The sequence below is a fragment of the Pseudomonas sp. S3_E10 genome, assembly GCF_054667615.1.
Genome location: NZ_CP162743.1, coordinates 3,822,538 through 3,843,045 on the forward strand (window position 1 = coordinate 3,822,538; position 20,508 = coordinate 3,843,045).

Consider the following 20,508-nt stretch of genomic DNA (forward strand, 5'->3'; position numbering starts at 1 on the left):
AATCGCCGGGTCATTCCAAATCGGAAGGAGCTGTTGCCAAAAGGTCGTTTGTGGCGGCGCTGTAAACCCGTCACTCTCCCCCGGCAGCATCAGAAACCGGCGCGGGCTGTGCAGCGCCGAATAATAAGGACCGACAGGGAGCGCCTCGCATGAACCTATTCAAAACCACCTTGGCCACGATCAGTGCTACGGCCCTATTGGGCCTGGCCGGCACCGCCCACGCCGGTGCGACGTTGGATGCAATCCAGAAAAAAGGTTTTATTCAATGCGGTGTCAGCGACGGGTTGCCTGGCTTTGGCGTGCCCGACAGTACGGGCAAGATGACCGGCATCGATGTGGATGTGTGCCATGCCGTGGCGGCCGCGGTGTTCGGCGATGCATCAAAAGTGAAGTTCACCCAATTGACCGCCAAGGAACGTTTCACCGCCTTGCAGTCCGGCGAGATCGACCTGATCTCGCGTAATACCACCTGGACCAGCTCCCGCGATTCGGGCATGGGCCTGGTGTTTACCGGCGTTACCTACTACGACGGCATCGGTTTTCTGGTGAACAACAAACTCGGTGTTAGCGCCGCCAAGCAGTTGAATGGCGCCACCGTGTGCATCCAGGCCGGCACTACCACCGAACTCAACGTGGCCGATTACTTCCGCACCCATGGCATGAAGTACACGCCTATCACCTTCGATACCGCCGACGAAAGCGCCAAGGGCCTGGAAGCCGGGCGTTGCGATGTGCTGACCACCGACCAGTCGGGCCTGTATGCCCAGCGCATCAAGATGGCGCACCCGGATGAGTTTGTGGTGCTGCCGGAAGTCATCTCCAAAGAACCCCTGGGACCGTTGGTGCGCAAGGGGGATGACGAGTGGTTCAGCATCGTCAAATGGACCCTGTTCGCCATGCTCAATGCCGAGGAGATGGGCATCACGTCGCAGAATGTCGAAGCGCAGGCCAAGGATTCCAAGAATCCGGATGTGGCGCGGCTGCTGGGTGCCGACGGCGAATATGGCAAGGACCTCAAACTGCGCAAGGATTGGGTGGTGCAGATCGTCAAGCAAGTGGGCAACTACGGCGAAGTATTCGAGCGCAACATCGGCCAGGGCAGCGTGTTGAAGATCAAGCGCGGGCTCAATGCCTTATGGAACAACGGCGGCATTCAGTACGCGCCGCCGGTGCGCTGATACCGGGGCGGCCTATGTCGATACGCCGTCTTTGCCCGCCGCTTTGGCTCGATACAGGGCCTGATCGGCGCGCGCCATCAGGGCGGCGGGGGCTTCATTCACTTGGCGTTCGACCACGCCCAGGCTCAGTGTGACCTTGACGTCGTCGGTTATCCGGTGAGTTCTCAAGCTCTGGCAGATAGTCTCGGCCAGGGCCTTGGCTGTTTCCAATGAGCTTTCGGGAAGGACCACCATAAACTCATCGCCCCCCCAACGAGCCAACAGGTCGCCCTGGCGGACGCAGCTTTCCAGGCGTTCCACCACCTGCACCAGGGTCTGGTCGCCTACGCCGTGCCCGTGTCGATCATTGATCGGCTTGAAGTCGTCAACATCCATCGCGATCAGTGACAACGGCAGGTGAAAGCGCTGGGCGCGTTCGCACTCTTGGAGCAACACTTTTTCCAGGCGATACCGGTTGGCGACGAGGGTCAAGGCATCCCGTTCAGCCAGGACGCGGTTCTCATCCACCTGCAGCTGCAATTGCTGATTGACCCGCGACAGTTCAAGCGTGCGCTCGGCCACCAATGCCTCAAGGGATTGATTGCGCCGCTCCAGTTGCTCGATGGAATATTTGCGCAGCTGGATATCGCGCAGGGCCCCGACCATCCGCGCCACCGAACCGTCGGGGTTACGCGCCACCACATAACCGCGGTCCTCGATCCACAGGTAGCTGCCGTCTTTTTTGCGGCAGCGGTATTCAGTTTGATACTGGGGGGCGCGACGGTTGATGTAGTCGTCAAACACCGTCATCACTTGGTTGTAATCGTCGGGGTGGATCACGTTTTCCCAGGTGAATACGTTGTTGTCCAGAGCGTGGCGGGGGTAGCCGAGCATTTCGTACCAGCCTGGGTTGCGGTAGACGAACCCGGTATTGGCGTTCCAGTCCCAGATCCCGTCGCTGGAGAGCTCCAGGATGGTGTGCAACATATCGGCATTGAGGCGAGAGAAATCATTTTTCGTTGAGCTTTTTCCGGAGATATCGTCCATCTGCGTACTCCTTGCCTGGGCGGGCGACAAAGGCCTGCCAACGTTGACACCGATACTCCGTGGCTGGCGCTACTGTACAACGGCGCTTGGGCACTTTGAATAGAGGCGATGGGACGCTGTGAAAGAGTGGCAGCGGGCTACTGCTTCGGCGCCACCATCCTTGTCCGTGGCTTCCCGTCGGCGTTGTGCTGGTAAATCGCTTCCGGTTGGCCCTGCTCGTTGAAAAATACCTGGCCGATCCCGGCCGAATTCCACAAGCGCTCACCGGCTTCGGCATGTTCCGGAATATGGGGCACTACCTGCATCGTGCGACGCCGGGTGAACCAGTTGAGCGGCGAGCGGGGGGAGTAGAGCCAGCGGTTGAGGCGGTCGAACCATTCCAGCAAGCGCGGTGGGAATTCGTTCTTGATGCCGCTGCTGGTGATTTGCCAGATCCTCGGGCCCGCGTTGCGATGACGGATCAACACTTCATAAACGAAGGAGTAGTGCACGTCGCCCGACAGGATCACGTAGTTACCCGGCGTGCGCGAGTGACGGAAAATGTTGAGGATGACCTGCGCGGCTCCGCGATGGGCCATCCAGTTTTCCGCGTCCACCAGCAAGGGGTGGCCGCACCAACTGAAGATTTTCTGCACAGTCTCGATCAGCTTCACGCCAAAGATCGGCGCGGGCGAGACGATGATGGCCGAGGGATGGTCAAGCAGTTCCTGTTGCAGTTCACTCAAGGCTTCCCAGTCCAGCAGGCCGGAGGGTTGCTTGAGCGTGAATTCACTGCGCCAGCGCCGGGTACGGGTGTCGAGCACCACCAGGGCGGGGGTGGTGGGCAGCACGTAATGCCATTGTTGAAATTTCAGCAGCGCGCCGAGCAAATTATCCTGTTCGGTCGCGTCCAGGTGATTGTTGTGCGCCTGGCGGCCGAGCGCCTGGGTTTGACTTATTAATGTGTCGAACGCATCCGGGTTGTTACCCCAGCCCTGGCACAGCAGGTACGCGAGCAAGGCATTGCCGATGATGCGCTTGGAGAACGGATGGCCGTAGGCGGTTTCTTCCCACTGGGCGCTGAGGTTCCAGTCGTCGGTGATGTCGTGGTCGTCAAAGATCATCAAGGTGGACAGATGGGCGAATACCCGTGCCACGCCGGGCAGGCCATCGCGGAAGTCATCCACCTGCACTTGCTCGCGGGCATAGCGCGCCGCTTCATCGGTGTTCAATTGTGGCGGTTGCGTGGCGATCAGGCGCCACGGGGTGGGTGACCATACCAGCAGGTACATCGCCATGACTTCGGCGAAGCTCACCAAGTGGTTGTCGGCCGTGCTGCTGGTGAAGATCGGTTTTTTCACGCCACCAAAAAAACGCTCGCGCAGGGTCTCGTTGCTGTCCAGTGCCGGCAGCAAGTCCGCGCGATGGTAATAACTGGCGGGGTGCCCGTAGAGGCTGGCGCTGTCATCTATCACTGCCCCTTCCAGGTATTCGTCGAACAGGCCCAGGCGAGCGATCAGCGCGTGGATCGCCCGCAGCATCGGCCCGGCGACATCGTCGGCGTAGACCTGATCGCCACTCATGATCAGCAGGGCCGGGCGCTCGGCACGGGTTTCGGCGAGCAGGCGGTCGACGCACAGCAGGCCTTCATCGGCGCAATGGTGAGGTTTGCGGCAAGAGCCGTGCACCAGTTGGTGGATACGGCTGTGCAGTATGAAAGAGGCGGATTGGGCGTTGGCGTACAACAGGTGCGGCGCCCACTGTGCCATGCCGTTGCCATCGATCAGCAGGTCATAGTCGATGCTTACATCCTGCGGCAGCGCCTGCTCCAGCGACACATCGATGAGGTGGATAAACGCCTGGCGGCCCACTGGCACCACTTGGCAGTGGCGCGGGTTCAGTGGGATATCACGCGTCTGCTCGCCAACGTGCAGCCTCAGGCTCAGTACCAGCTCCCGGCTGCCCACCAGCCACATCACCAGCCGCCGAGGTTCCAGGCGGCGGAGCATGGGGCCTGCGAGAACGGTGGGCAATGGGTCGGTCAGCGGCATGCGGATGAGGTTTCCAGGCAGGTTTGAGCCGGCAAGATTAGCGCACTGAATGTCAGTGTTTTGTTAAGCGCCTTCCTTCAAGGGCAGCGTTAGCGCGACTGCCCGTGGCTAGGGTGGATGGCTGGAACACGGCATTGGCGGGCAGGCCGCGCCCAGCGTTTTACGGCGTCAGGTCGGTGAGTTTTCAGTCACCTTCGGCACCGTGAACCGGAACTCACTGCCACGTCCCACTTCACTCTCGGCCACGATCCTGCCGCCATGGGCCTGGACGATGCCCTGGGTAATGTAGAGTCCCAGGCCACTGCCGGTGGGGTTGTTTTCGGTTTGTGTCCAATAGCGTTCGAACACATGAGGTAACTGCTCCGGCGCAATGCCTTCGCCGGAGTCGCGCACCGAGAATACGATCTCTTCGCCATTGCTCATGGCACTGATGCCGATATTGCCCTGGCGCGGGGTGAACTTGATGGCGTTGCCGATCAGGTTCGAGAGCACCTGGAACAGGCGCTCGGGGTCGCCGTTGATTTGCAGGCCCGGCTCGGCGTTGAAGCACAGGTCGATGCCTTTTTCCATCGCCAGCGGCGCAAGCAACGAGTACGCCTCTTCGAACATTTGGCTGACATCCAGTGCCACCGGCTTGACCACATAGCGTCCGGCTTCGATTTTGGAGGTGTCCAGCAAGTCTTCCAGCAGGACGTTCATGCGTCCGGCAGCCTGCTGCATGGTGTCGATTGCCGAGGAAATCCGCCGCGAGGTATGTGGGCCGTCGGAACTGAACGCCTTTTGCATCATGCCGCACAGCATCGATATGACCGTCATGGGGTTGCGCAAGTCGTGGGACACCACCGCCACCAGTTCATCGCGGGCGCGCACGGCTTGTTGCTCGCGCAGCACCTGGCGGGCCAGGTCGTTCTCCAAGGCAAAGCGGCGCAGGTCATTGGCGGCGAACAGGTCGCCATGGCTCCACTTGGTGGAGATACCGGCCATTTCCACTTTCCAGATTTCAAACGAGGTGCGTGGGCGAAGGCGCAGGCCTGCGTCGGAACTTTCCAGGTTCAGTGGCTTGTTCGGGTCGCCGCTCCAGTGGATGTTCTCTTTCACTTCCGGCCGGAACCACAGCACACCATTGTCCACTGGCTTGGGCAGGCTCATGGCCAAGACTCCGCTGGCCACTTGCTGGAACTCGGCAGCGGGCGCGTACACCGAGGCCAGGTTATGGTTGGCAAACACGGGTTCGCCGCGTGCCTGCAGCCACTTGTGCAACGCTCGGATCTGCGCCGGCTCGGGGCAGTTGCCGTAGCGGTGCAGTTGCTTGTCTTCGATGATCGCTACGCCGCCGGCCAGGGTCAGGTCCATCAGCAGTTGGCCGCGCTGGGCCAAGCCATCGAACACGTTGTACTCCGAGGCTTTCATCGCCTTGTCCAGCAGCTGCAGGGCCTCGACTTTTTCTTCGCGCTGACGGCTCAGGTCCAGCGCTTCCATGGCACTGATCTGCAATGACAGCACCTGGCCGATAGTCTGGCAGGCCATGCGCAACTCGTTGGGCACCAGCAGTGGCTCACGGTTACCGCAACTGATCAGGCCCCAAAGTTTGTCGCCCTTCATCAGCGAGATGCTCATGGACGACAGCACGCCCATGTTCTGCATGTACTGGCAGTGAATCGGCGACACGCTGCGCAGGGTGGCGAAGCTCAAATCCAACGGTTTGCCGGTATCCGGGCGCAGCTTGGGCAGCAGCGGCACCGGCTCGTAGGCTGCGTTGGGGATAATGCGCAGCCAGTTGGTGCGATACAGCTCGCGAGCCTGTTCCGGGATGTCGGACGCGGGGAAGAACAACCCGTGGAAAAGCTCCATGGACGGCGCAGACGCTTCGGCGATTACCTGGCCATGGCCTTCGTCTTCAAAGCGGTAGATCAGCACGCGGTCGTAGCCGGTCATCGCCTGGATTTCATTTACGCTGACTTCGTATAACGCCTGCAGGGTTTTCGCTGCCTGCAAGCGTTGCAGCATCTTGCCCAGGTCACCGGTGCGGCCATTCACTGCACGTGGCTGGAAGTCCTCCAGCAACGGCTCGAACTCCAGCACCAACACACCCTGATGGCGATGCAGCAGGCCGTCGAACCTGGTGCCATTGAAGGTCATGTGCAACGGCGGCGCATCGGTAAAATTGTTGAGCTCGACCATGCACCGCACGGCCGCAGCAGGCTCGGCACCGAGCAATACGTGCAGCGGTTGGCCCAGCAGGGTCTCGGGCGCATGGTCGAACAGGCTGGCGACATTGGCGCTGACCTGGAGGATCTGCAAGTCAGGGTCCGACAGCGTCAGCAACACACCATGGGGCTGGATAGCCCCGGGAAAGCGGATAGGCTCGTCGGCGCAGTTGGCAAGCAGCTCTTCAAAATCATCGGGTTTCATAGCAGTACCTCCTGGCTGTCGAGCCATTGCTCAAAGCAGCTAAATGTCGAACGGGCCGCATCCACGGCGCACGGTCTGGCTTGCGCGTCCATCGGCTGGCGGGCCAGGTAATCGAGAAAGTCTTTCCAGCGCCGACCGGTCTCGGCACCGTACACATTGAGAAAGGCACCCCCGTTGTCGGCGTCCAGGCCCAGGCGCCGGGCCATCTCGCGACGCAATACTTGACCGCCCAGGGTTGCGCCTTCCAGCACATAGGCGGCGCCGAGGCAGGCAGCGGGGGTATCAAGGGACGGCAGGTGGGTGCAGCGGGGCAGGGCGTCGATGGCTGCGTCATTCAAGCCGAGGGCATGAAGGTCGCTCACCAGGGTAGGCGTTTTCACGCGCAGTTGCGGATCAAAGCCTTCCGGGATCAGATCACCTTCATACAGCGCGGCTTCAATCGGCGCATAAAACCCGTAATACGCTCGGAGCAAGCTCAGGTAGCCGTCGGCATCCAGGTGTTCGGAGAAAAACGGCAGGCGCTTTTCCAGCGCGATGTGCAGCAAGGCCGTGCCGGCGCGTAGTGTTTCCAGCAATGAGGGCGCACCAACGTCATGGGCCTGTGAGTGCATTCAATAAGCTCGAACTGTGGGCCTGCCGGCCATGAATGACGCGAGAAAATGGGCGACGATTCTACACAACTCATAGCCACTGACTGTAGGCGCAAAGCGAAAAGCCTGACCAGCGGATCAGAAAAGTCGCTCCTTGCCCATTAGTGACCGCTGCGCTGGTGTTGAAGTTCGGTTTAAATGATATCGCGACGCTATCGATGCATGGGCGAGCCTTGTTGGGTCAGCGCCGATTGCACACACTCCAGCAGGTGCTCAGTGCTCCAGGGTTTGGGTAAAAACCGTACTCGGCTGCTCAGTTGCGAGGCCATGGCGCTGTTGCCCGAGGTAAGCAATACCGCGACGGTTGGCCAGCGATGGGCTACAACCCGGCTCAAGTCATAGCCATTCAACAAGCCTGGCATCTGGATATCGCTGACGATCAGATCGACTTGTTCATCATCACGCTCCAGAAAAATCATTCCTTCGTCCGCTGAAGGAAACGAAGTGACATGGGCACCAAATTCCTCCAGTACATCCACAATTAACGAGCGAATGATCTCGTCGTCCTCCAGTACCAAAATCGATGGCTGAGCCATGATCCTTACTCCGCCATCAGGGTTCAGTAAGGTGGAGTGGGGCACGGCTGGATAGGTTCGATTGGAAGTGGATTAAACGATGGGTGGTCAAGTGTCTAGGTTGCGTATTTGCCGGGAGGTGAGGCGCGAGCCACAGTTGCAAACGACGTGGCGACCATTGCCTTGATTGTGTATTAAGAGTGGCGTATGACCGGTGCGCTGGCGGTAGGGCTTGAAGCTGTGATCCGGATGGTCAAGCGTTCCTGGCAAGCAGGCATAATCGTGTGCAACAGCTGATGTGGAGTCCCTATGAAATACGCCTTGCTAACCCTCGCTTTGATCTTGAATGCCCACGCGGCCCTCGCAGCCGGCGATGCGCAGGCGGGTGCCAAGCTCTTCACCAAGACCTGCGGCGGTTGCCATAGCGTCGGCGAAGGTGCGCGCGCAGGGTTTGGCCCGGAACTCAACGGCATCATTGGCCGACCTGCGGGGGCGACCACCGATTACCAATATTCCGATGCGATGAAAAACTCGGGGGTAGTCTGGACTCGCGACAAACTTGCCGCCTATATAGAAGCCCCGAAGAAGGTGGTGAGTGGTACGCGGATGATTTTCTGGGGGATCAGTGATCAGGACAAGATTGAAAACATCCTGGCGTACCTTGAGACGTTTCAACCCAAGTAGCCGTTTGGTGTTCGGGAACATTTTGTTCGAGTGCCGGTCAAGACATCACTGACCTCCCTGCGATAAGGACATCCTCCGTGAAGCGAATCGCGCTGCTTTCCCTCGTTCTTGCCCTGTGCGCCTGCCAATCCAACCAACGCGACTCCTCGCCCAGCCTGCTCAAGGATGGCATCCAGTTGCGCCAGAAAACCGTAGCCGTAGATGCCGAGCACGCCAAAGTCATCATGAAAGCCAGTGGCGGCACCAACCCCGTCGAATTTGCCATCCATCGCGAAGGCGACCCCGACTCACGCATGGAAAAGCTCGGCACTGTGATGGATACGGGTGAGGGCAAGGTCTTAAACTGGATCGCCAAGCTCAACCAGACCGTGGCCAGCGCAGGGTTCAAGCGTTTCCCGCAGCTTGAAATCCAGGCCGATCCAGGCAAGAAGCTCACCGTGTCCAGTTCGGCGGGAAGCCAGGGCAACGGGGTTTACTACAGCTGCGGGCCGGTGATGAGTACGTTCAGTCCGGAGAAGGCGAAGGTGTATCTGGTGGAGTTTCAATTCAAGGACGGTCGTTCGACGTGTGCGCAACAAGTGTTTGATATTACGGATCCGGCAAATCGGGTGCTGATTGAAGGCTCGGGGAATGGTTCGAAGGAAGGTTGAAGGTTTGGTGGATGAGTGTGGGGCGGTAGGCAAACGGTCCAGCTTGTTCTGAATGCTGCGATTTACGTTTGCCTAATGTTGTGTCGACGATTTGCCTGGCGCTGGAACAGCAACCCTTTGATCGCAAGGGGCGGCGTCACTGAATGGCTTTGAGGTAGTACTGGAGTGCGTCGAGCGGAGGGGGCAGATCCTCCAGCCGGGTGGTTTGGCTGACGTCGACAGACAACCGCTTCAATTCGCGCCCCAGTACCGTATCGGCACCGCCCACGGCTGCCAAGGCTTGCACGACGCACTCATCAATCTTGAGCAGGATCGCCTTCAGTTGCCCCTGCCTTACCAACAACCCAAACACCTCCCTTTCAAAGCTGCTCATCACCGGGTCATCTCGCAAAACCGGACTGCCGCCGTTTTCTTCATGCGCCAGTTTTAGAGCAAAGAGCGCAACAGCTTCCAGCATCAATTCCATGGTTTTGGTTTCTCGATGTTCGGGACGGAGGGCGATGATCACTGTTCTCTATATGAAAAAAAAGACCTGGCGAGTCGAATGCAATCCCAGCGCCGGCGTGTGAGGTGCCTCCAAGGTTGCACGCCTGCAGTCACCTCTTAATAAGAGACTGCATTGACGGCGGGGGTGGAGCGGGGGGGGGGGGCGTGAAAAGAATTTCTATGGGAGGGTTGACCGCATAGTTTAATACTGTATTATTCGCCTCCCGCTGACGAGAGATCGGAAGCGCAAGTGGTTGAAGTTGTTGAAGAAATCTTCGAAAGCTTCTGAAAATAACCGCTTGACAGCAAATGAGGCTGCTGTAGAATGCGCGCCTCGGTTGAGACGAAAGCTCTTAACCAACCGCTCTTTAACAACTGAATCAAGCAATTCGTGTGGGTGCTTGTGGAGTCAGACTGGTAGTCAACAAGATTATCAGCATCACAAGTTACTCCGCGAGAAATCAAAGATGTAACCAACGATTGCTGAGCCAAGTTTAGGGTTTCTTAAAAACCCAAAGATGTTTGAACTGAAGAGTTTGATCATGGCTCAGATTGAACGCTGGCGGCAGGCCTAACACATGCAAGTCGAGCGGTAGAGAGAAGCTTGCTTCTCTTGAGAGCGGCGGACGGGTGAGTAATGCCTAGGAATCTGCCTGGTAGTGGGGGATAACGTTCGGAAACGGACGCTAATACCGCATACGTCCTACGGGAGAAAGCAGGGGACCTTCGGGCCTTGCGCTATCAGATGAGCCTAGGTCGGATTAGCTAGTTGGTGAGGTAATGGCTCACCAAGGCGACGATCCGTAACTGGTCTGAGAGGATGATCAGTCACACTGGAACTGAGACACGGTCCAGACTCCTACGGGAGGCAGCAGTGGGGAATATTGGACAATGGGCGAAAGCCTGATCCAGCCATGCCGCGTGTGTGAAGAAGGTCTTCGGATTGTAAAGCACTTTAAGTTGGGAGGAAGGGCAGTTACCTAATACGTGATTGTTTTGACGTTACCGACAGAATAAGCACCGGCTAACTCTGTGCCAGCAGCCGCGGTAATACAGAGGGTGCAAGCGTTAATCGGAATTACTGGGCGTAAAGCGCGCGTAGGTGGTTTGTTAAGTTGGATGTGAAATCCCCGGGCTCAACCTGGGAACTGCATTCAAAACTGACTGACTAGAGTATGGTAGAGGGTGGTGGAATTTCCTGTGTAGCGGTGAAATGCGTAGATATAGGAAGGAACACCAGTGGCGAAGGCGACCACCTGGACTGATACTGACACTGAGGTGCGAAAGCGTGGGGAGCAAACAGGATTAGATACCCTGGTAGTCCACGCCGTAAACGATGTCAACTAGCCGTTGGGAGCCTTGAGCTCTTAGTGGCGCAGCTAACGCATTAAGTTGACCGCCTGGGGAGTACGGCCGCAAGGTTAAAACTCAAATGAATTGACGGGGGCCCGCACAAGCGGTGGAGCATGTGGTTTAATTCGAAGCAACGCGAAGAACCTTACCAGGCCTTGACATCCAATGAACTTTCTAGAGATAGATTGGTGCCTTCGGGAACATTGAGACAGGTGCTGCATGGCTGTCGTCAGCTCGTGTCGTGAGATGTTGGGTTAAGTCCCGTAACGAGCGCAACCCTTGTCCTTAGTTACCAGCACGTCATGGTGGGCACTCTAAGGAGACTGCCGGTGACAAACCGGAGGAAGGTGGGGATGACGTCAAGTCATCATGGCCCTTACGGCCTGGGCTACACACGTGCTACAATGGTCGGTACAGAGGGTTGCCAAGCCGCGAGGTGGAGCTAATCCCATAAAACCGATCGTAGTCCGGATCGCAGTCTGCAACTCGACTGCGTGAAGTCGGAATCGCTAGTAATCGCGAATCAGAATGTCGCGGTGAATACGTTCCCGGGCCTTGTACACACCGCCCGTCACACCATGGGAGTGGGTTGCACCAGAAGTAGCTAGTCTAACCTTCGGGAGGACGGTTACCACGGTGTGATTCATGACTGGGGTGAAGTCGTAACAAGGTAGCCGTAGGGGAACCTGCGGCTGGATCACCTCCTTAATCGACGACATCAGCTGCTCCATAAGTTCCCACACGAATTGCTTGATTCATTGAAGAAGACGATAAGAAGCAGCCCGAAATTGGGTCTGTAGCTCAGTTGGTTAGAGCGCACCCCTGATAAGGGTGAGGTCGGCAGTTCGAATCTGCCCAGACCCACCAATTTTGTGTGGGAAACGCCTGTAGAAATATGGGGCCATAGCTCAGCTGGGAGAGCGCCTGCCTTGCACGCAGGAGGTCAACGGTTCGATCCCGTTTGGCTCCACCACTACTGCTTCTGACGTATGAAAGCTTAGAAATGAGCATTCCATCCTAGCGATGGTGAATGTTGATTTCTAGTCTTTGATTAGATCGTTCTTTAAAAATTTGGGTATGTGATAGAAAGATAGACTGAACGTTACTTTCACTGGTAACGGATCAGGCTAAGGTAAAATTTGTGAGTGATTACAGATTTTCGGCGAATGTCGTCTTCACAGTATAACCAGATTGCTTGGGGTTATATGGTCAAGTGAAGAAGCGCATACGGTGGATGCCTTGGCAGTCAGAGGCGATGAAAGACGTGGTAGCCTGCGAAAAGCTTCGGGGAGTCGGCAAACAGACTTTGATCCGGAGATGTCTGAATGGGGGAACCCAGCCATCATAAGATGGTTATCTTGTACTGAATACATAGGTGCAAGAGGCGAACCAGGGGAACTGAAACATCTAAGTACCCTGAGGAAAAGAAATCAACCGAGATTCCCTTAGTAGTGGCGAGCGAACGGGGACTAGCCCTTAAGTGGCTTTGAGATTAGCGGAACGCTCTGGAAAGTGCGGCCATAGTGGGTGATAGCCCTGTACGCGAAAATCTCTTAGTCATGAAATCGAGTAGGACGGAGCACGAGAAACTTTGTCTGAATATGGGGGGACCATCCTCCAAGGCTAAATACTACTGACTGACCGATAGTGAACTAGTACCGTGAGGGAAAGGCGAAAAGAACCCCGGAGAGGGGAGTGAAATAGATCCTGAAACCGTATGCGTACAAGCAGTGGGAGCCCACTTTGTTGGGTGACTGCGTACCTTTTGTATAATGGGTCAGCGACTTATTTTCAGTGGCGAGCTTAACCGAATAGGGGAGGCGTAGCGAAAGCGAGTCTTAATAGGGCGTCTAGTCGCTGGGAATAGACCCGAAACCGGGCGATCTATCCATGGGCAGGTTGAAGGTTGGGTAACACTAACTGGAGGACCGAACCGACTACCGTTGAAAAGTTAGCGGATGACCTGTGGATCGGAGTGAAAGGCTAATCAAGCTCGGAGATAGCTGGTTCTCCTCGAAAGCTATTTAGGTAGCGCCTCATGTATCACTGTAGGGGGTAGAGCACTGTTTCGGCTAGGGGGTCATCCCGACTTACCAAACCGATGCAAACTCCGAATACCTACAAGTGCCGAGCATGGGAGACACACGGCGGGTGCTAACGTCCGTCGTGAAAAGGGAAACAACCCAGACCGTCAGCTAAGGTCCCAAAGTTATGGTTAAGTGGGAAACGATGTGGGAAGGCTTAGACAGCTAGGAGGTTGGCTTAGAAGCAGCCACCCTTTAAAGAAAGCGTAATAGCTCACTAGTCGAGTCGGCCTGCGCGGAAGATGTAACGGGGCTCAAACCATACACCGAAGCTACGGGTATCACGTAAGTGATGCGGTAGAGGAGCGTTCTGTAAGCCTGTGAAGGTGAGTTGAGAAGCTTGCTGGAGGTATCAGAAGTGCGAATGCTGACATGAGTAACGACAATGGGTGTGAAAAACACCCACGCCGAAAGACCAAGGTTTCCTGCGCAACGTTAATCGACGCAGGGTTAGTCGGTCCCTAAGGCGAGGCTGAAAAGCGTAGTCGATGGAAAACAGGTTAATATTCCTGTACTTCTGGTTATTGCGATGGAGGGACGGAGAAGGCTAGGCCAGCTTGGCGTTGGTTGTCCAAGTTTAAGGTGGTAGGCTGGAATCTTAGGTAAATCCGGGATTCTAAGGCCGAGAGCTGATGACGAGCTAACTTTTAGTTAGCGAAGTGGTTGATGCCATGCTTCCAAGAAAAGCTTCTAAGCTTCAGGTAACCAGGAACCGTACCCCAAACCGACACAGGTGGTTGGGTAGAGAATACCAAGGCGCTTGAGAGAACTCGGGTGAAGGAACTAGGCAAAATGGCACCGTAACTTCGGGAGAAGGTGCGCCGGTGAGGGTGAAGGACTTGCTCCGTAAGCTCATGCCGGTCGAAGATACCAGGCCGCTGCGACTGTTTATTAAAAACACAGCACTCTGCAAACACGAAAGTGGACGTATAGGGTGTGACGCCTGCCCGGTGCCGGAAGGTTAATTGATGGGGTTAGCTAACGCGAAGCTCTTGATCGAAGCCCCGGTAAACGGCGGCCGTAACTATAACGGTCCTAAGGTAGCGAAATTCCTTGTCGGGTAAGTTCCGACCTGCACGAATGGCGTAACGATGGCGGCGCTGTCTCCACCCGAGACTCAGTGAAATTGAAATCGCTGTGAAGATGCAGTGTATCCGCGGCTAGACGGAAAGACCCCGTGAACCTTTACTATAGCTTTGCACTGGACTTTGAATTTGCTTGTGTAGGATAGGTGGGAGGCTTTGAAGCGTGGACGCCAGTCTGCGTGGAGCCAACCTTGAAATACCACCCTGGCAACTTTGAGGTTCTAACTCAGGTCCGTTATCCGGATCGAGGACAGTGTATGGTGGGTAGTTTGACTGGGGCGGTCTCCTCCTAAAGAGTAACGGAGGAGTACGAAGGTGCGCTCAGACCGGTCGGAAATCGGTCGTAGAGTATAAAGGCAAAAGCGCGCTTGACTGCGAGACAGACACGTCGAGCAGGTACGAAAGTAGGTCTTAGTGATCCGGTGGTTCTGTATGGAAGGGCCATCGCTCAACGGATAAAAGGTACTCCGGGGATAACAGGCTGATACCGCCCAAGAGTTCATATCGACGGCGGTGTTTGGCACCTCGATGTCGGCTCATCACATCCTGGGGCTGAAGCCGGTCCCAAGGGTATGGCTGTTCGCCATTTAAAGTGGTACGCGAGCTGGGTTTAGAACGTCGTGAGACAGTTCGGTCCCTATCTGCCGTGGACGTTTGAGATTTGAGAGGGGCTGCTCCTAGTACGAGAGGACCGGAGTGGACGAACCTCTGGTGTTCCGGTTGTCACGCCAGTGGCATTGCCGGGTAGCTATGTTCGGAATAGATAACCGCTGAAAGCATCTAAGCGGGAAACTAGCCTCAAGATGAGATCTCACTGGAACCTTGAGTTCCCTGAAGGGCCGTCGAAGACTACGACGTTGATAGGTTGGGTGTGTAAGCGCTGTGAGGCGTTGAGCTAACCAATACTAATTGCCCGTGAGGCTTGACCATATAACACCCAAGCAATTTGACTACTCGAAAGAGCATCAGATTGCGGTGTGTGAAGACGAAACGAACCGAAAGTTTGTAACTCACAAAACACCGACTGCTGCCACATACCCAATTTGCTGAAGCGAGGCCATTTGGTCACGAGTCAGTACCCGAATTTCTTGACGACCATAGAGCATTGGAACCACCTGATCCCATCCCGAACTCAGCAGTGAAACGATGCATCGCCGATGGTAGTGTGGGGTTTCCCCATGTGAGAGTAGGTCATCGTCAAGATTAAATTCCGAAACCCCATTTGCGAAAGCAGATGGGGTTTTGTTTTGGGCGCTCGGAAAGCCAGACGAAATTCTCCAGCGAGTGACCGACAAGTTTGCGCAATTATCCCGAGCTTCAGCCCTTGGTCAATGCACTGCATACCTGGGCGTGGCCCAAGGCGATTTTGTGTCGGAAGGATCGTCATCGGCAAAGCTCTGGATTACAGCTTCGAACGCTGGACAATATTGATTCGACCTCCCTAATAAGGCTGATAACGCTCCACTGCACAGTTGCGCCAAGTGGATGGTTTGCGAATAAGGCACCAGCGGCCTATAAGGCGCCTCACGGGGTTTTGATCGCCGTTACAGCTCCTCATGGGGCTGGAGGCTGCTGCTTGCTTTCTGGGTGCCTTACAGGCTCTCTCCGGCAGGTTGACACTTTTCTGCAGACGAAAAAAAAGACCTTGAAATTCAAGGTCTTTCTTTAAGATGGTGCCCCGAGGGAGACTCGAACTCCCACTCCTTTCGAAAACGGATTTTGAATCCGCCGCGTCTACCAATTCCGCCATCAGGGCTCAATGGCGGCGAAGTATAGAGATGAGATTACCGTTGGTCAATCACGTTTCATGGTCTATTTTCACTATTTCCGCTAGACTTCCCGGCCCTGCTAGACGAACCCCATCATGCGCGTTGCTGACTTTACTTTTGAACTCCCTGATTCGCTGATCGCTCGCCACCCGTTGGCCGAGCGTCGCGCCAGTCGACTGCTGACCCTGGACGGGGTCAGCGGCGCCCTCGCACACCTTCAATTCACTGATTTGCTTGAGCATTTGCGCCCAGGCGATTTGATGGTGTTCAACAATACCCGTGTGATTCCTGCACGGCTGTTTGGCCAGAAAGCATCCGGCGGCAAGCTGGAAATTCTGGTGGAACGGGTTCTGGACACCCATCGCGTGCTTGCCCATGTGCGCTCCAGTAAGTCACCGAAGCCGGGTTCGAACATCGTCATTAATGGCGGTGGTGAAGCCGAGATGGTGGCGCGTCATGACGCGTTGTTCGAGCTCAAGTTCGCCGAGGAAGTATTGCCGTTGCTGGAGCGCGTAGGCCATATGCCATTGCCTCCTTATATCGACCGTCCTGACGAAGACTCGGACCGTGAGCGCTATCAGACGGTTTACTCCCGCCACCTCGGGGCGGTTGCCGCTCCGACTGCCGGCCTGCATTTCGACCAGCCGCTGCTGGATGCGATTGCCGCCAAGGGCGTCGAGACCGCCTATGTGACCCTGCACGTGGGGGCCGGCACGTTTCAGCCGGTGCGTGTGGAGAACATCGAAGATCACCACATGCACAGCGAATGGCTCGAGGTCAGCCAGGCGGTTGTGGATGCGGTCGCTGCCTGCAAGGCACGTAATGGACGGGTGGTAGCCGTTGGCACCACCAGCGTGCGCTCCCTGGAAAGTGCTGCGCGCGATGGCGTGCTAAAACCGTTCAGTGGCGACACCGATATCTTTATTTTCCCCGGCCGGCCATTCCATGTGGTCGATTGCCTTGTGACCAACTTCCATCTGCCGGAATCCACGCTATTGATGCTGGTGTCGGCATTTGCCGGTTATCCGCAAACCATGGCCGCCTACCAGGCCGCCATCGATAACGGGTACCGTTTTTTTAGCTACGGTGATGCGATGTTTATCACCCGTAACCCGGCGCCACGCGGCCCAGAGGAACAACTATGAGTCGTATGTCGTTTGAATTGCTCGCAACTGATGGCAAAGCCCGTCGAGGTCGCCTGACCTTCCCGCGCGGCACTGTAGAGACCCCGGCGTTCATGCCGGTCGGTACCTACGGCACCGTAAAGGGCATGCTGCCGCGCGACATCGTCGCCACCGGCGCCGAAATTATCCTCGGCAATACCTTCCACCTGTGGCTGCGCCCGGGCACGGAAGTGATCAAGAAGCACGGCGACTTGCACGACTTCATGAAATGGCAGGGCCCGATCCTCACCGATTCCGGCGGCTTCCAGGTGTTCAGCCTGGGCGCCATGCGCAAGATCAAGGAGGAGGGCGTGACCTTCGCCTCGCCGGTAGATGGCGCCAAAGTATTCATGGGGCCGGAAGAGTCGATGCAAGTGCAACGGGACCTGGGTTCCGACATTGTGATGATCTTTGACGAATGCACGCCGTACCCGGCTGACGAGGACGTGGCGCGGATTTCCATGGAGTTGTCGCTGCGTTGGGCCCAGCGTTCGAAGAATGCACACGGCGACAACACTGCTGCATTGTTCGGTATCGTCCAGGGCGGTATGCACGAAAGCCTGCGCAAGCGCTCGCTCGAAGGCCTCGACAAGATAGGCTTTGATGGCTTGGCCATCGGCGGCTTGTCGGTCGGTGAGCCCAAGCACGAAATGATCAAGGTGTTGGATTACCTGCCGGGCCTGATGCCGGCTGACAAACCTCGTTACCTTATGGGCGTTGGCAAACCTGAAGATCTCGTAGAGGGTGTGCGCCGCGGTGTGGACATGTTCGATTGCGTGATGCCAACCCGTAATGCCCGCAATGGGCATCTGTTCATCGATACAGGCGTGCTGAAGATCCGTAACGCGTTCCATCGCCATGATGACTCGCCGCTGGATCCGACCTGTGATTGCTATACCTGCCAGAACTTCTCACGTGCTTATCTGCACCATCTGGACAAGTGCGGAGAAATGCTGGGTAGCATGTTGAATACCATCCACAATTTGCGTCACTACCAAGTCCTGATGGCTGGTTTGCGCGAGGCTATTCAACAGGGTACATTGGCCGCCTTCGTCGATGCCTTCTATGCCAAGCGCGGGCTTCCTGTGCCGCCCTTGGACTGAGTTTTCCGACCCTAAGATTCACTATTTGCAACTGGAGTGCTAAATGAGCTTTTTTATCTCTAACGCCATGGCCGACGCCGCTGCGCCTGCTGCTGCCGGCCCTATGGGCGGTGGTTTCGAGTGGATTTTCCTGGTCGGCTTCCTGGTCATCTTCTACCTGATGATCTGGCGCCCACAGGCCAAGCGTGCCAAAGAGCAGAAGAACCTGCTGGGCAGCCTGCAGAAAGGTGACGAAGTTGTGACCACTGGCGGCATCGCCGGCAAGATCACCAAGGTTTCCGACGCTTTCGTTGTACTGGAAGTCTCCGACACCGTAGAAATGAAGTTCCAGAAGGGCGCCATCGCCGCCACGCTGCCAAAAGGCACGCTCAAAGCGATCTAAGTAACAACCTTTACCAATCGACGGGGCGCGCAAGGCGCCCCGCGTTATAAGCGGGCGGCGTGATGCTGAACAAATACCCTCTGTGGAAATACGTACTGATCCTGGCGGTGCTGGCGATCGGTTTTATTTATTCCGCTCCCAATCTTTATCCTGATGACCCGGCTATCCAGATCACTGGAGCCAGCACTTCCCTGCAGGTCACTCAGGCTGACTTGGAACGCGCGAGCAAGGCTCTGACCGACGCGGGTATCCAGGTTAAAGCGGCAACATTGGCAGCTGGTGCGAAGGGCGGCTTGCTGCGCTTGACCAAGCAAGAAGACCAATTGCCGGCAAAAGATGTCGTGCGCAAGGCCATGGGCGACGACTACGTCGTAGCGCTGAACCTTGCACAGACCACGCCACAATGGCTGCGCAGCATTGGCGCGCACCCGATGAAGCTGGGCCTGGACTTGTCCGGTGGTGTGCACTTCCTGCTGGAAGTCGACATGGACAAAGCGCTCGACGCACGTCTGAAGGTCTATGAAGGCGATGTGAAGAGCCTGCTGCGCAAAGAGAAGTTGCGCTATCGCAGCCTGCCGCAGCTCAACGGCGCCATCCAGTTGGGCTTCTCCGACGAAGCTTCCCGCGAACAGGCCCGTACGCTGATCCGCAAGAACTTCAATGATTTCGATATCGTACCGGCTGACCTCAATGGTCAGCCTGTACTGCGCCTGGCAATGAGCCCGGTCAAGATCGCGGAAATCCGCGAATACTCCATCAAGCAGAACTTGACCACGGTGCGTAACCGCGTCAACGAGCTGGGTGTAGCCGAGCCTATCGTGCAGCGCCAGGGCGCCAACCGCATTGTGGTTGAGCTGCCGGGTGTGCAGGACACTGCTGAAGCCAAGCGTATCCTGGGTAAGACCGCCAACCTGGAGTTCCGCCTCGCGGCCGAGCCGGGTGCTTCCCGCGCGACGTCCGAGGAGTTCGAATTCCGTGAAGGCAACCGTCCTCCAGCGCTGATCGAGCGCGGTTTGATCATCACGGGCGACCAGGTCACCGACGCCAAAGCTGGTTTCGGCGAGCACGGTACCCCTGAAGTGAACATCCGCCTGGATGGTCATGGCGGCGAACTGATGAGCCGCGCCACGCGCAGCAATGTCGGTCGCAGCATGGCGGTGATCTTCATCGAGCAACGCCCGGTGACCACCTACACCAAGCAGGTCGTCAACGGCGTCGAGAAAGACGTTCCGGTGCAGACTTTCAAGGAAGAGAAGAAGATCATCAGCCTGGCGACCATCCAGTCGCCACTGGGGGCCCAATTCCGTATCACTGGCCTGAACGGTCAGGGTGAATCCTCGGAGCTGGCCCTGCTGCTGCGTGCCGGTGGCCTGGCTGCTCCGATGTACTTCGCTGAAGAGCGCACCATTGGCCCGAGCCTGGGTGCGGACAACATCACCAAGGGCGTGGACGCTGCGCTGTGGGGCATGCTGTTCGTGTCGCTGTTTATCATCGCCATCTACCGTTTCTTCGGCGTCATCGCCACCGTGGCCCTGGCGGGCAACATGGTGATGCTGCTGGCGCTGATGTCGTTGCTGGGCGCTACGCTGACCTTGCCAGGTATCGCCGGTATCGTACTCACCATGGGTATGGCGGTAGACGCCAACGTCCTGATCTTCTCGCGGATTCGTGAAGAGATCGCCGCCGGCATGACCGTGCAGCGTGCAATCAACGAAGGCTTCGGCCGGGCATTTACCGCGATTCTCGACTCCAACCTGACCACTCTGTTGGTCGGCGGGATTCTCTTTGCCATGGGCACCGGCCCGGTCAAAGGTTTTGCGGTGACCATGTCCCTCGGTATCTTTACCTCGATGTTCACGGCCATCATGGTGACCCGCGCAATGGTCAACCTGATCTTTGGCGGGCGTGACTTCAAGAAGTTGTGGATTTAAGGGGCTG

13 protein-coding genes, 3 tRNA genes and 3 rRNA genes are annotated in these 20,508 nt (G+C 56.9%); 12 read left to right on the plus strand and 7 right to left on the minus strand.

Annotation, left to right across the window (positions count from 1 at the left end; genetic code table 11):
- The first annotated feature begins 149 nt into the window (after positions 1–149).
- The gene (locus AB4N98_RS17435) at positions 150–1,178 is read left to right on the plus strand and encodes an amino acid ABC transporter substrate-binding protein (RefSeq protein WP_017531090.1); all 1,029 of its coding nucleotides are present in this window, start codon (positions 150–152) and stop codon (positions 1,176–1,178) included.
- Positions 1,179–1,190: 12 nt separating this feature from the next.
- On the opposite strand, the gene AB4N98_RS17440 is transcribed toward AB4N98_RS17435, so the two are convergent.
- From AB4N98_RS17440 to AB4N98_RS17460, 5 genes are all read right to left on the minus strand, one after another.
- Positions 1,191–2,204, minus strand: coding sequence for a diguanylate cyclase domain-containing protein (locus AB4N98_RS17440; RefSeq protein WP_026067511.1), 1,014 nt, complete (start codon positions 2,202–2,204; stop codon positions 1,191–1,193).
- A 137-nt stretch (positions 2,205–2,341) separates the two neighbouring features.
- Positions 2,342–4,234 carry an alkaline phosphatase D family protein gene (locus tag AB4N98_RS17445; protein ID WP_068937461.1) on the minus strand — a complete coding sequence of 631 codons (1,893 nt, stop codon included), beginning with the start codon at positions 4,232–4,234 and terminating at the stop codon, positions 2,342–2,344.
- Positions 4,235–4,402: 168 nt separating this feature from the next.
- Positions 4,403–6,646 (minus strand): ATP-binding protein, encoded by a 2,244-nt coding sequence (locus AB4N98_RS17450; RefSeq protein ID WP_065876553.1) that lies wholly within the window; start codon positions 6,644–6,646, stop codon positions 4,403–4,405.
- Positions 6,643–7,257 (minus strand): biliverdin-producing heme oxygenase, encoded by a 615-nt coding sequence (locus AB4N98_RS17455; RefSeq protein WP_065876552.1) that lies wholly within the window; start codon positions 7,255–7,257, stop codon positions 6,643–6,645. The genes AB4N98_RS17450 and AB4N98_RS17455 overlap by 4 nt, the downstream gene beginning before the upstream one ends.
- A 191-nt stretch (positions 7,258–7,448) precedes the next feature.
- Positions 7,449–7,832, minus strand: coding sequence for a response regulator (locus AB4N98_RS17460; protein ID WP_460148843.1), 384 nt, complete (start codon positions 7,830–7,832; stop codon positions 7,449–7,451).
- Positions 7,833–8,120: 288 nt separating this feature from the next.
- Between AB4N98_RS17460 and AB4N98_RS17465 the strand changes: the two genes are divergently transcribed.
- Together AB4N98_RS17465 and AB4N98_RS17470 are read left to right on the plus strand one after the other, a co-directional pair.
- Positions 8,121–8,495, plus strand: coding sequence for a c-type cytochrome (locus AB4N98_RS17465; RefSeq protein WP_135196889.1), 375 nt, complete (start codon positions 8,121–8,123; stop codon positions 8,493–8,495).
- 77 nt (positions 8,496–8,572) lie between these two features.
- A complete protein-coding gene (locus AB4N98_RS17470; protein ID WP_017531084.1) occupies positions 8,573–9,145 on the plus strand; it encodes a hypothetical protein in 573 nt (190 codons plus the stop codon).
- A 136-nt stretch (positions 9,146–9,281) separates the two neighbouring features.
- Here AB4N98_RS17470 and AB4N98_RS17475 read toward each other — a convergent pair whose 3' ends face one another.
- The gene (locus AB4N98_RS17475) at positions 9,282–9,611 is read right to left on the minus strand and encodes a hypothetical protein (protein WP_026067510.1); all 330 of its coding nucleotides are present in this window, start codon (positions 9,609–9,611) and stop codon (positions 9,282–9,284) included.
- Between the two features lie 544 nt (positions 9,612–10,155).
- Here AB4N98_RS17475 and AB4N98_RS17480 point away from each other — a divergent pair.
- The 5 genes from AB4N98_RS17480 (at position 10,156) to rrf (ending at position 15,356) form a co-directional block, all read left to right on the plus strand.
- Positions 10,156–11,692, plus strand: a 16S ribosomal RNA gene (locus AB4N98_RS17480).
- An 82-nt stretch (positions 11,693–11,774) separates the two neighbouring features.
- A tRNA-Ile gene (locus AB4N98_RS17485) sits at positions 11,775–11,851 on the plus strand.
- Between the two features lie 30 nt (positions 11,852–11,881).
- Positions 11,882–11,957 (plus strand) — tRNA-Ala (locus tag AB4N98_RS17490).
- Between the two features lie 234 nt (positions 11,958–12,191).
- A 23S ribosomal RNA gene (locus AB4N98_RS17495) occupies positions 12,192–15,083 on the plus strand.
- Positions 15,084–15,240: 157 nt separating this feature from the next.
- Positions 15,241–15,356, plus strand: a 5S ribosomal RNA gene (gene rrf / locus AB4N98_RS17500).
- The 16S, 23S and 5S rRNA genes sit together here with 2 tRNA genes alongside, the layout of an rRNA operon.
- 468 nt (positions 15,357–15,824) lie before the next feature.
- On the opposite strand, the gene AB4N98_RS17505 is transcribed toward rrf, so the two are convergent.
- A tRNA-Leu gene (locus tag AB4N98_RS17505) sits at positions 15,825–15,909 on the minus strand.
- A 108-nt stretch (positions 15,910–16,017) separates the two neighbouring features.
- Here AB4N98_RS17505 and queA point away from each other — a divergent pair.
- From queA to secD, 4 genes are all read left to right on the plus strand, one after another.
- Positions 16,018–17,067: a tRNA preQ1(34) S-adenosylmethionine ribosyltransferase-isomerase QueA gene (queA, locus tag AB4N98_RS17510; protein ID WP_017530028.1), complete on the plus strand. Its 1,050-nt coding sequence runs from the start codon at positions 16,018–16,020 to the stop codon at positions 17,065–17,067.
- Between the two features lie 5 nt (positions 17,068–17,072).
- Positions 17,073–18,188 carry a tRNA guanosine(34) transglycosylase Tgt gene (tgt, locus tag AB4N98_RS17515; RefSeq protein ID WP_032803964.1) on the plus strand — a complete coding sequence of 372 codons (1,116 nt, stop codon included), beginning with the start codon at positions 17,073–17,075 and terminating at the stop codon, positions 18,186–18,188.
- Between the two features lie 43 nt (positions 18,189–18,231).
- Complete coding sequence (gene yajC / locus AB4N98_RS17520; RefSeq protein ID WP_003175975.1) at positions 18,232–18,570, plus strand: preprotein translocase subunit YajC; 339 nt, start codon at positions 18,232–18,234, stop codon at positions 18,568–18,570.
- 62 nt (positions 18,571–18,632) lie between these two features.
- Complete coding sequence (gene secD, locus AB4N98_RS17525) at positions 18,633–20,501, plus strand: protein translocase subunit SecD (protein ID WP_017530027.1); 1,869 nt, start codon at positions 18,633–18,635, stop codon at positions 20,499–20,501.
- Positions 20,502–20,508: the final 7 nt, after the last annotated feature.

Bases quoted from the DNA above. Each gene is read 5' to 3' on its own strand.
- AB4N98_RS17435 (WP_017531090.1), top strand. From the start codon at position 150: ATGAACCTATTCAAAACCACCTTGGCCACGATCAGTGCTACGGCCCTA.
- AB4N98_RS17440 (WP_026067511.1), bottom strand. From the start codon at position 2,204: ATGGACGATATCTCCGGAAAAAGCTCAACGAAAAATGATTTCTCTCGC.
- AB4N98_RS17445 (WP_068937461.1), bottom strand. From the start codon at position 4,234: ATGCCGCTGACCGACCCATTGCCCACCGTTCTCGCAGGCCCCATGCTC.
- AB4N98_RS17450 (WP_065876553.1), bottom strand. From the start codon at position 6,646: ATGAAACCCGATGATTTTGAAGAGCTGCTTGCCAACTGCGCCGACGAG.
- AB4N98_RS17455 (WP_065876552.1), bottom strand. From the start codon at position 7,257: ATGCACTCACAGGCCCATGACGTTGGTGCGCCCTCATTGCTGGAAACA.
- AB4N98_RS17460 (WP_460148843.1), bottom strand. From the start codon at position 7,832: ATGGCTCAGCCATCGATTTTGGTACTGGAGGACGACGAGATCATTCGC.
- AB4N98_RS17465 (WP_135196889.1), top strand. From the start codon at position 8,121: ATGAAATACGCCTTGCTAACCCTCGCTTTGATCTTGAATGCCCACGCG.
- AB4N98_RS17475 (WP_026067510.1), bottom strand. From the start codon at position 9,611: ATGGAATTGATGCTGGAAGCTGTTGCGCTCTTTGCTCTAAAACTGGCG.
- queA (WP_017530028.1), top strand. From the start codon at position 16,018: ATGCGCGTTGCTGACTTTACTTTTGAACTCCCTGATTCGCTGATCGCT.
- tgt (WP_032803964.1), top strand. From the start codon at position 17,073: ATGTCGTTTGAATTGCTCGCAACTGATGGCAAAGCCCGTCGAGGTCGC.
- yajC (WP_003175975.1), top strand. From the start codon at position 18,232: ATGAGCTTTTTTATCTCTAACGCCATGGCCGACGCCGCTGCGCCTGCT.
- secD (WP_017530027.1), top strand. From the start codon at position 18,633: ATGCTGAACAAATACCCTCTGTGGAAATACGTACTGATCCTGGCGGTG.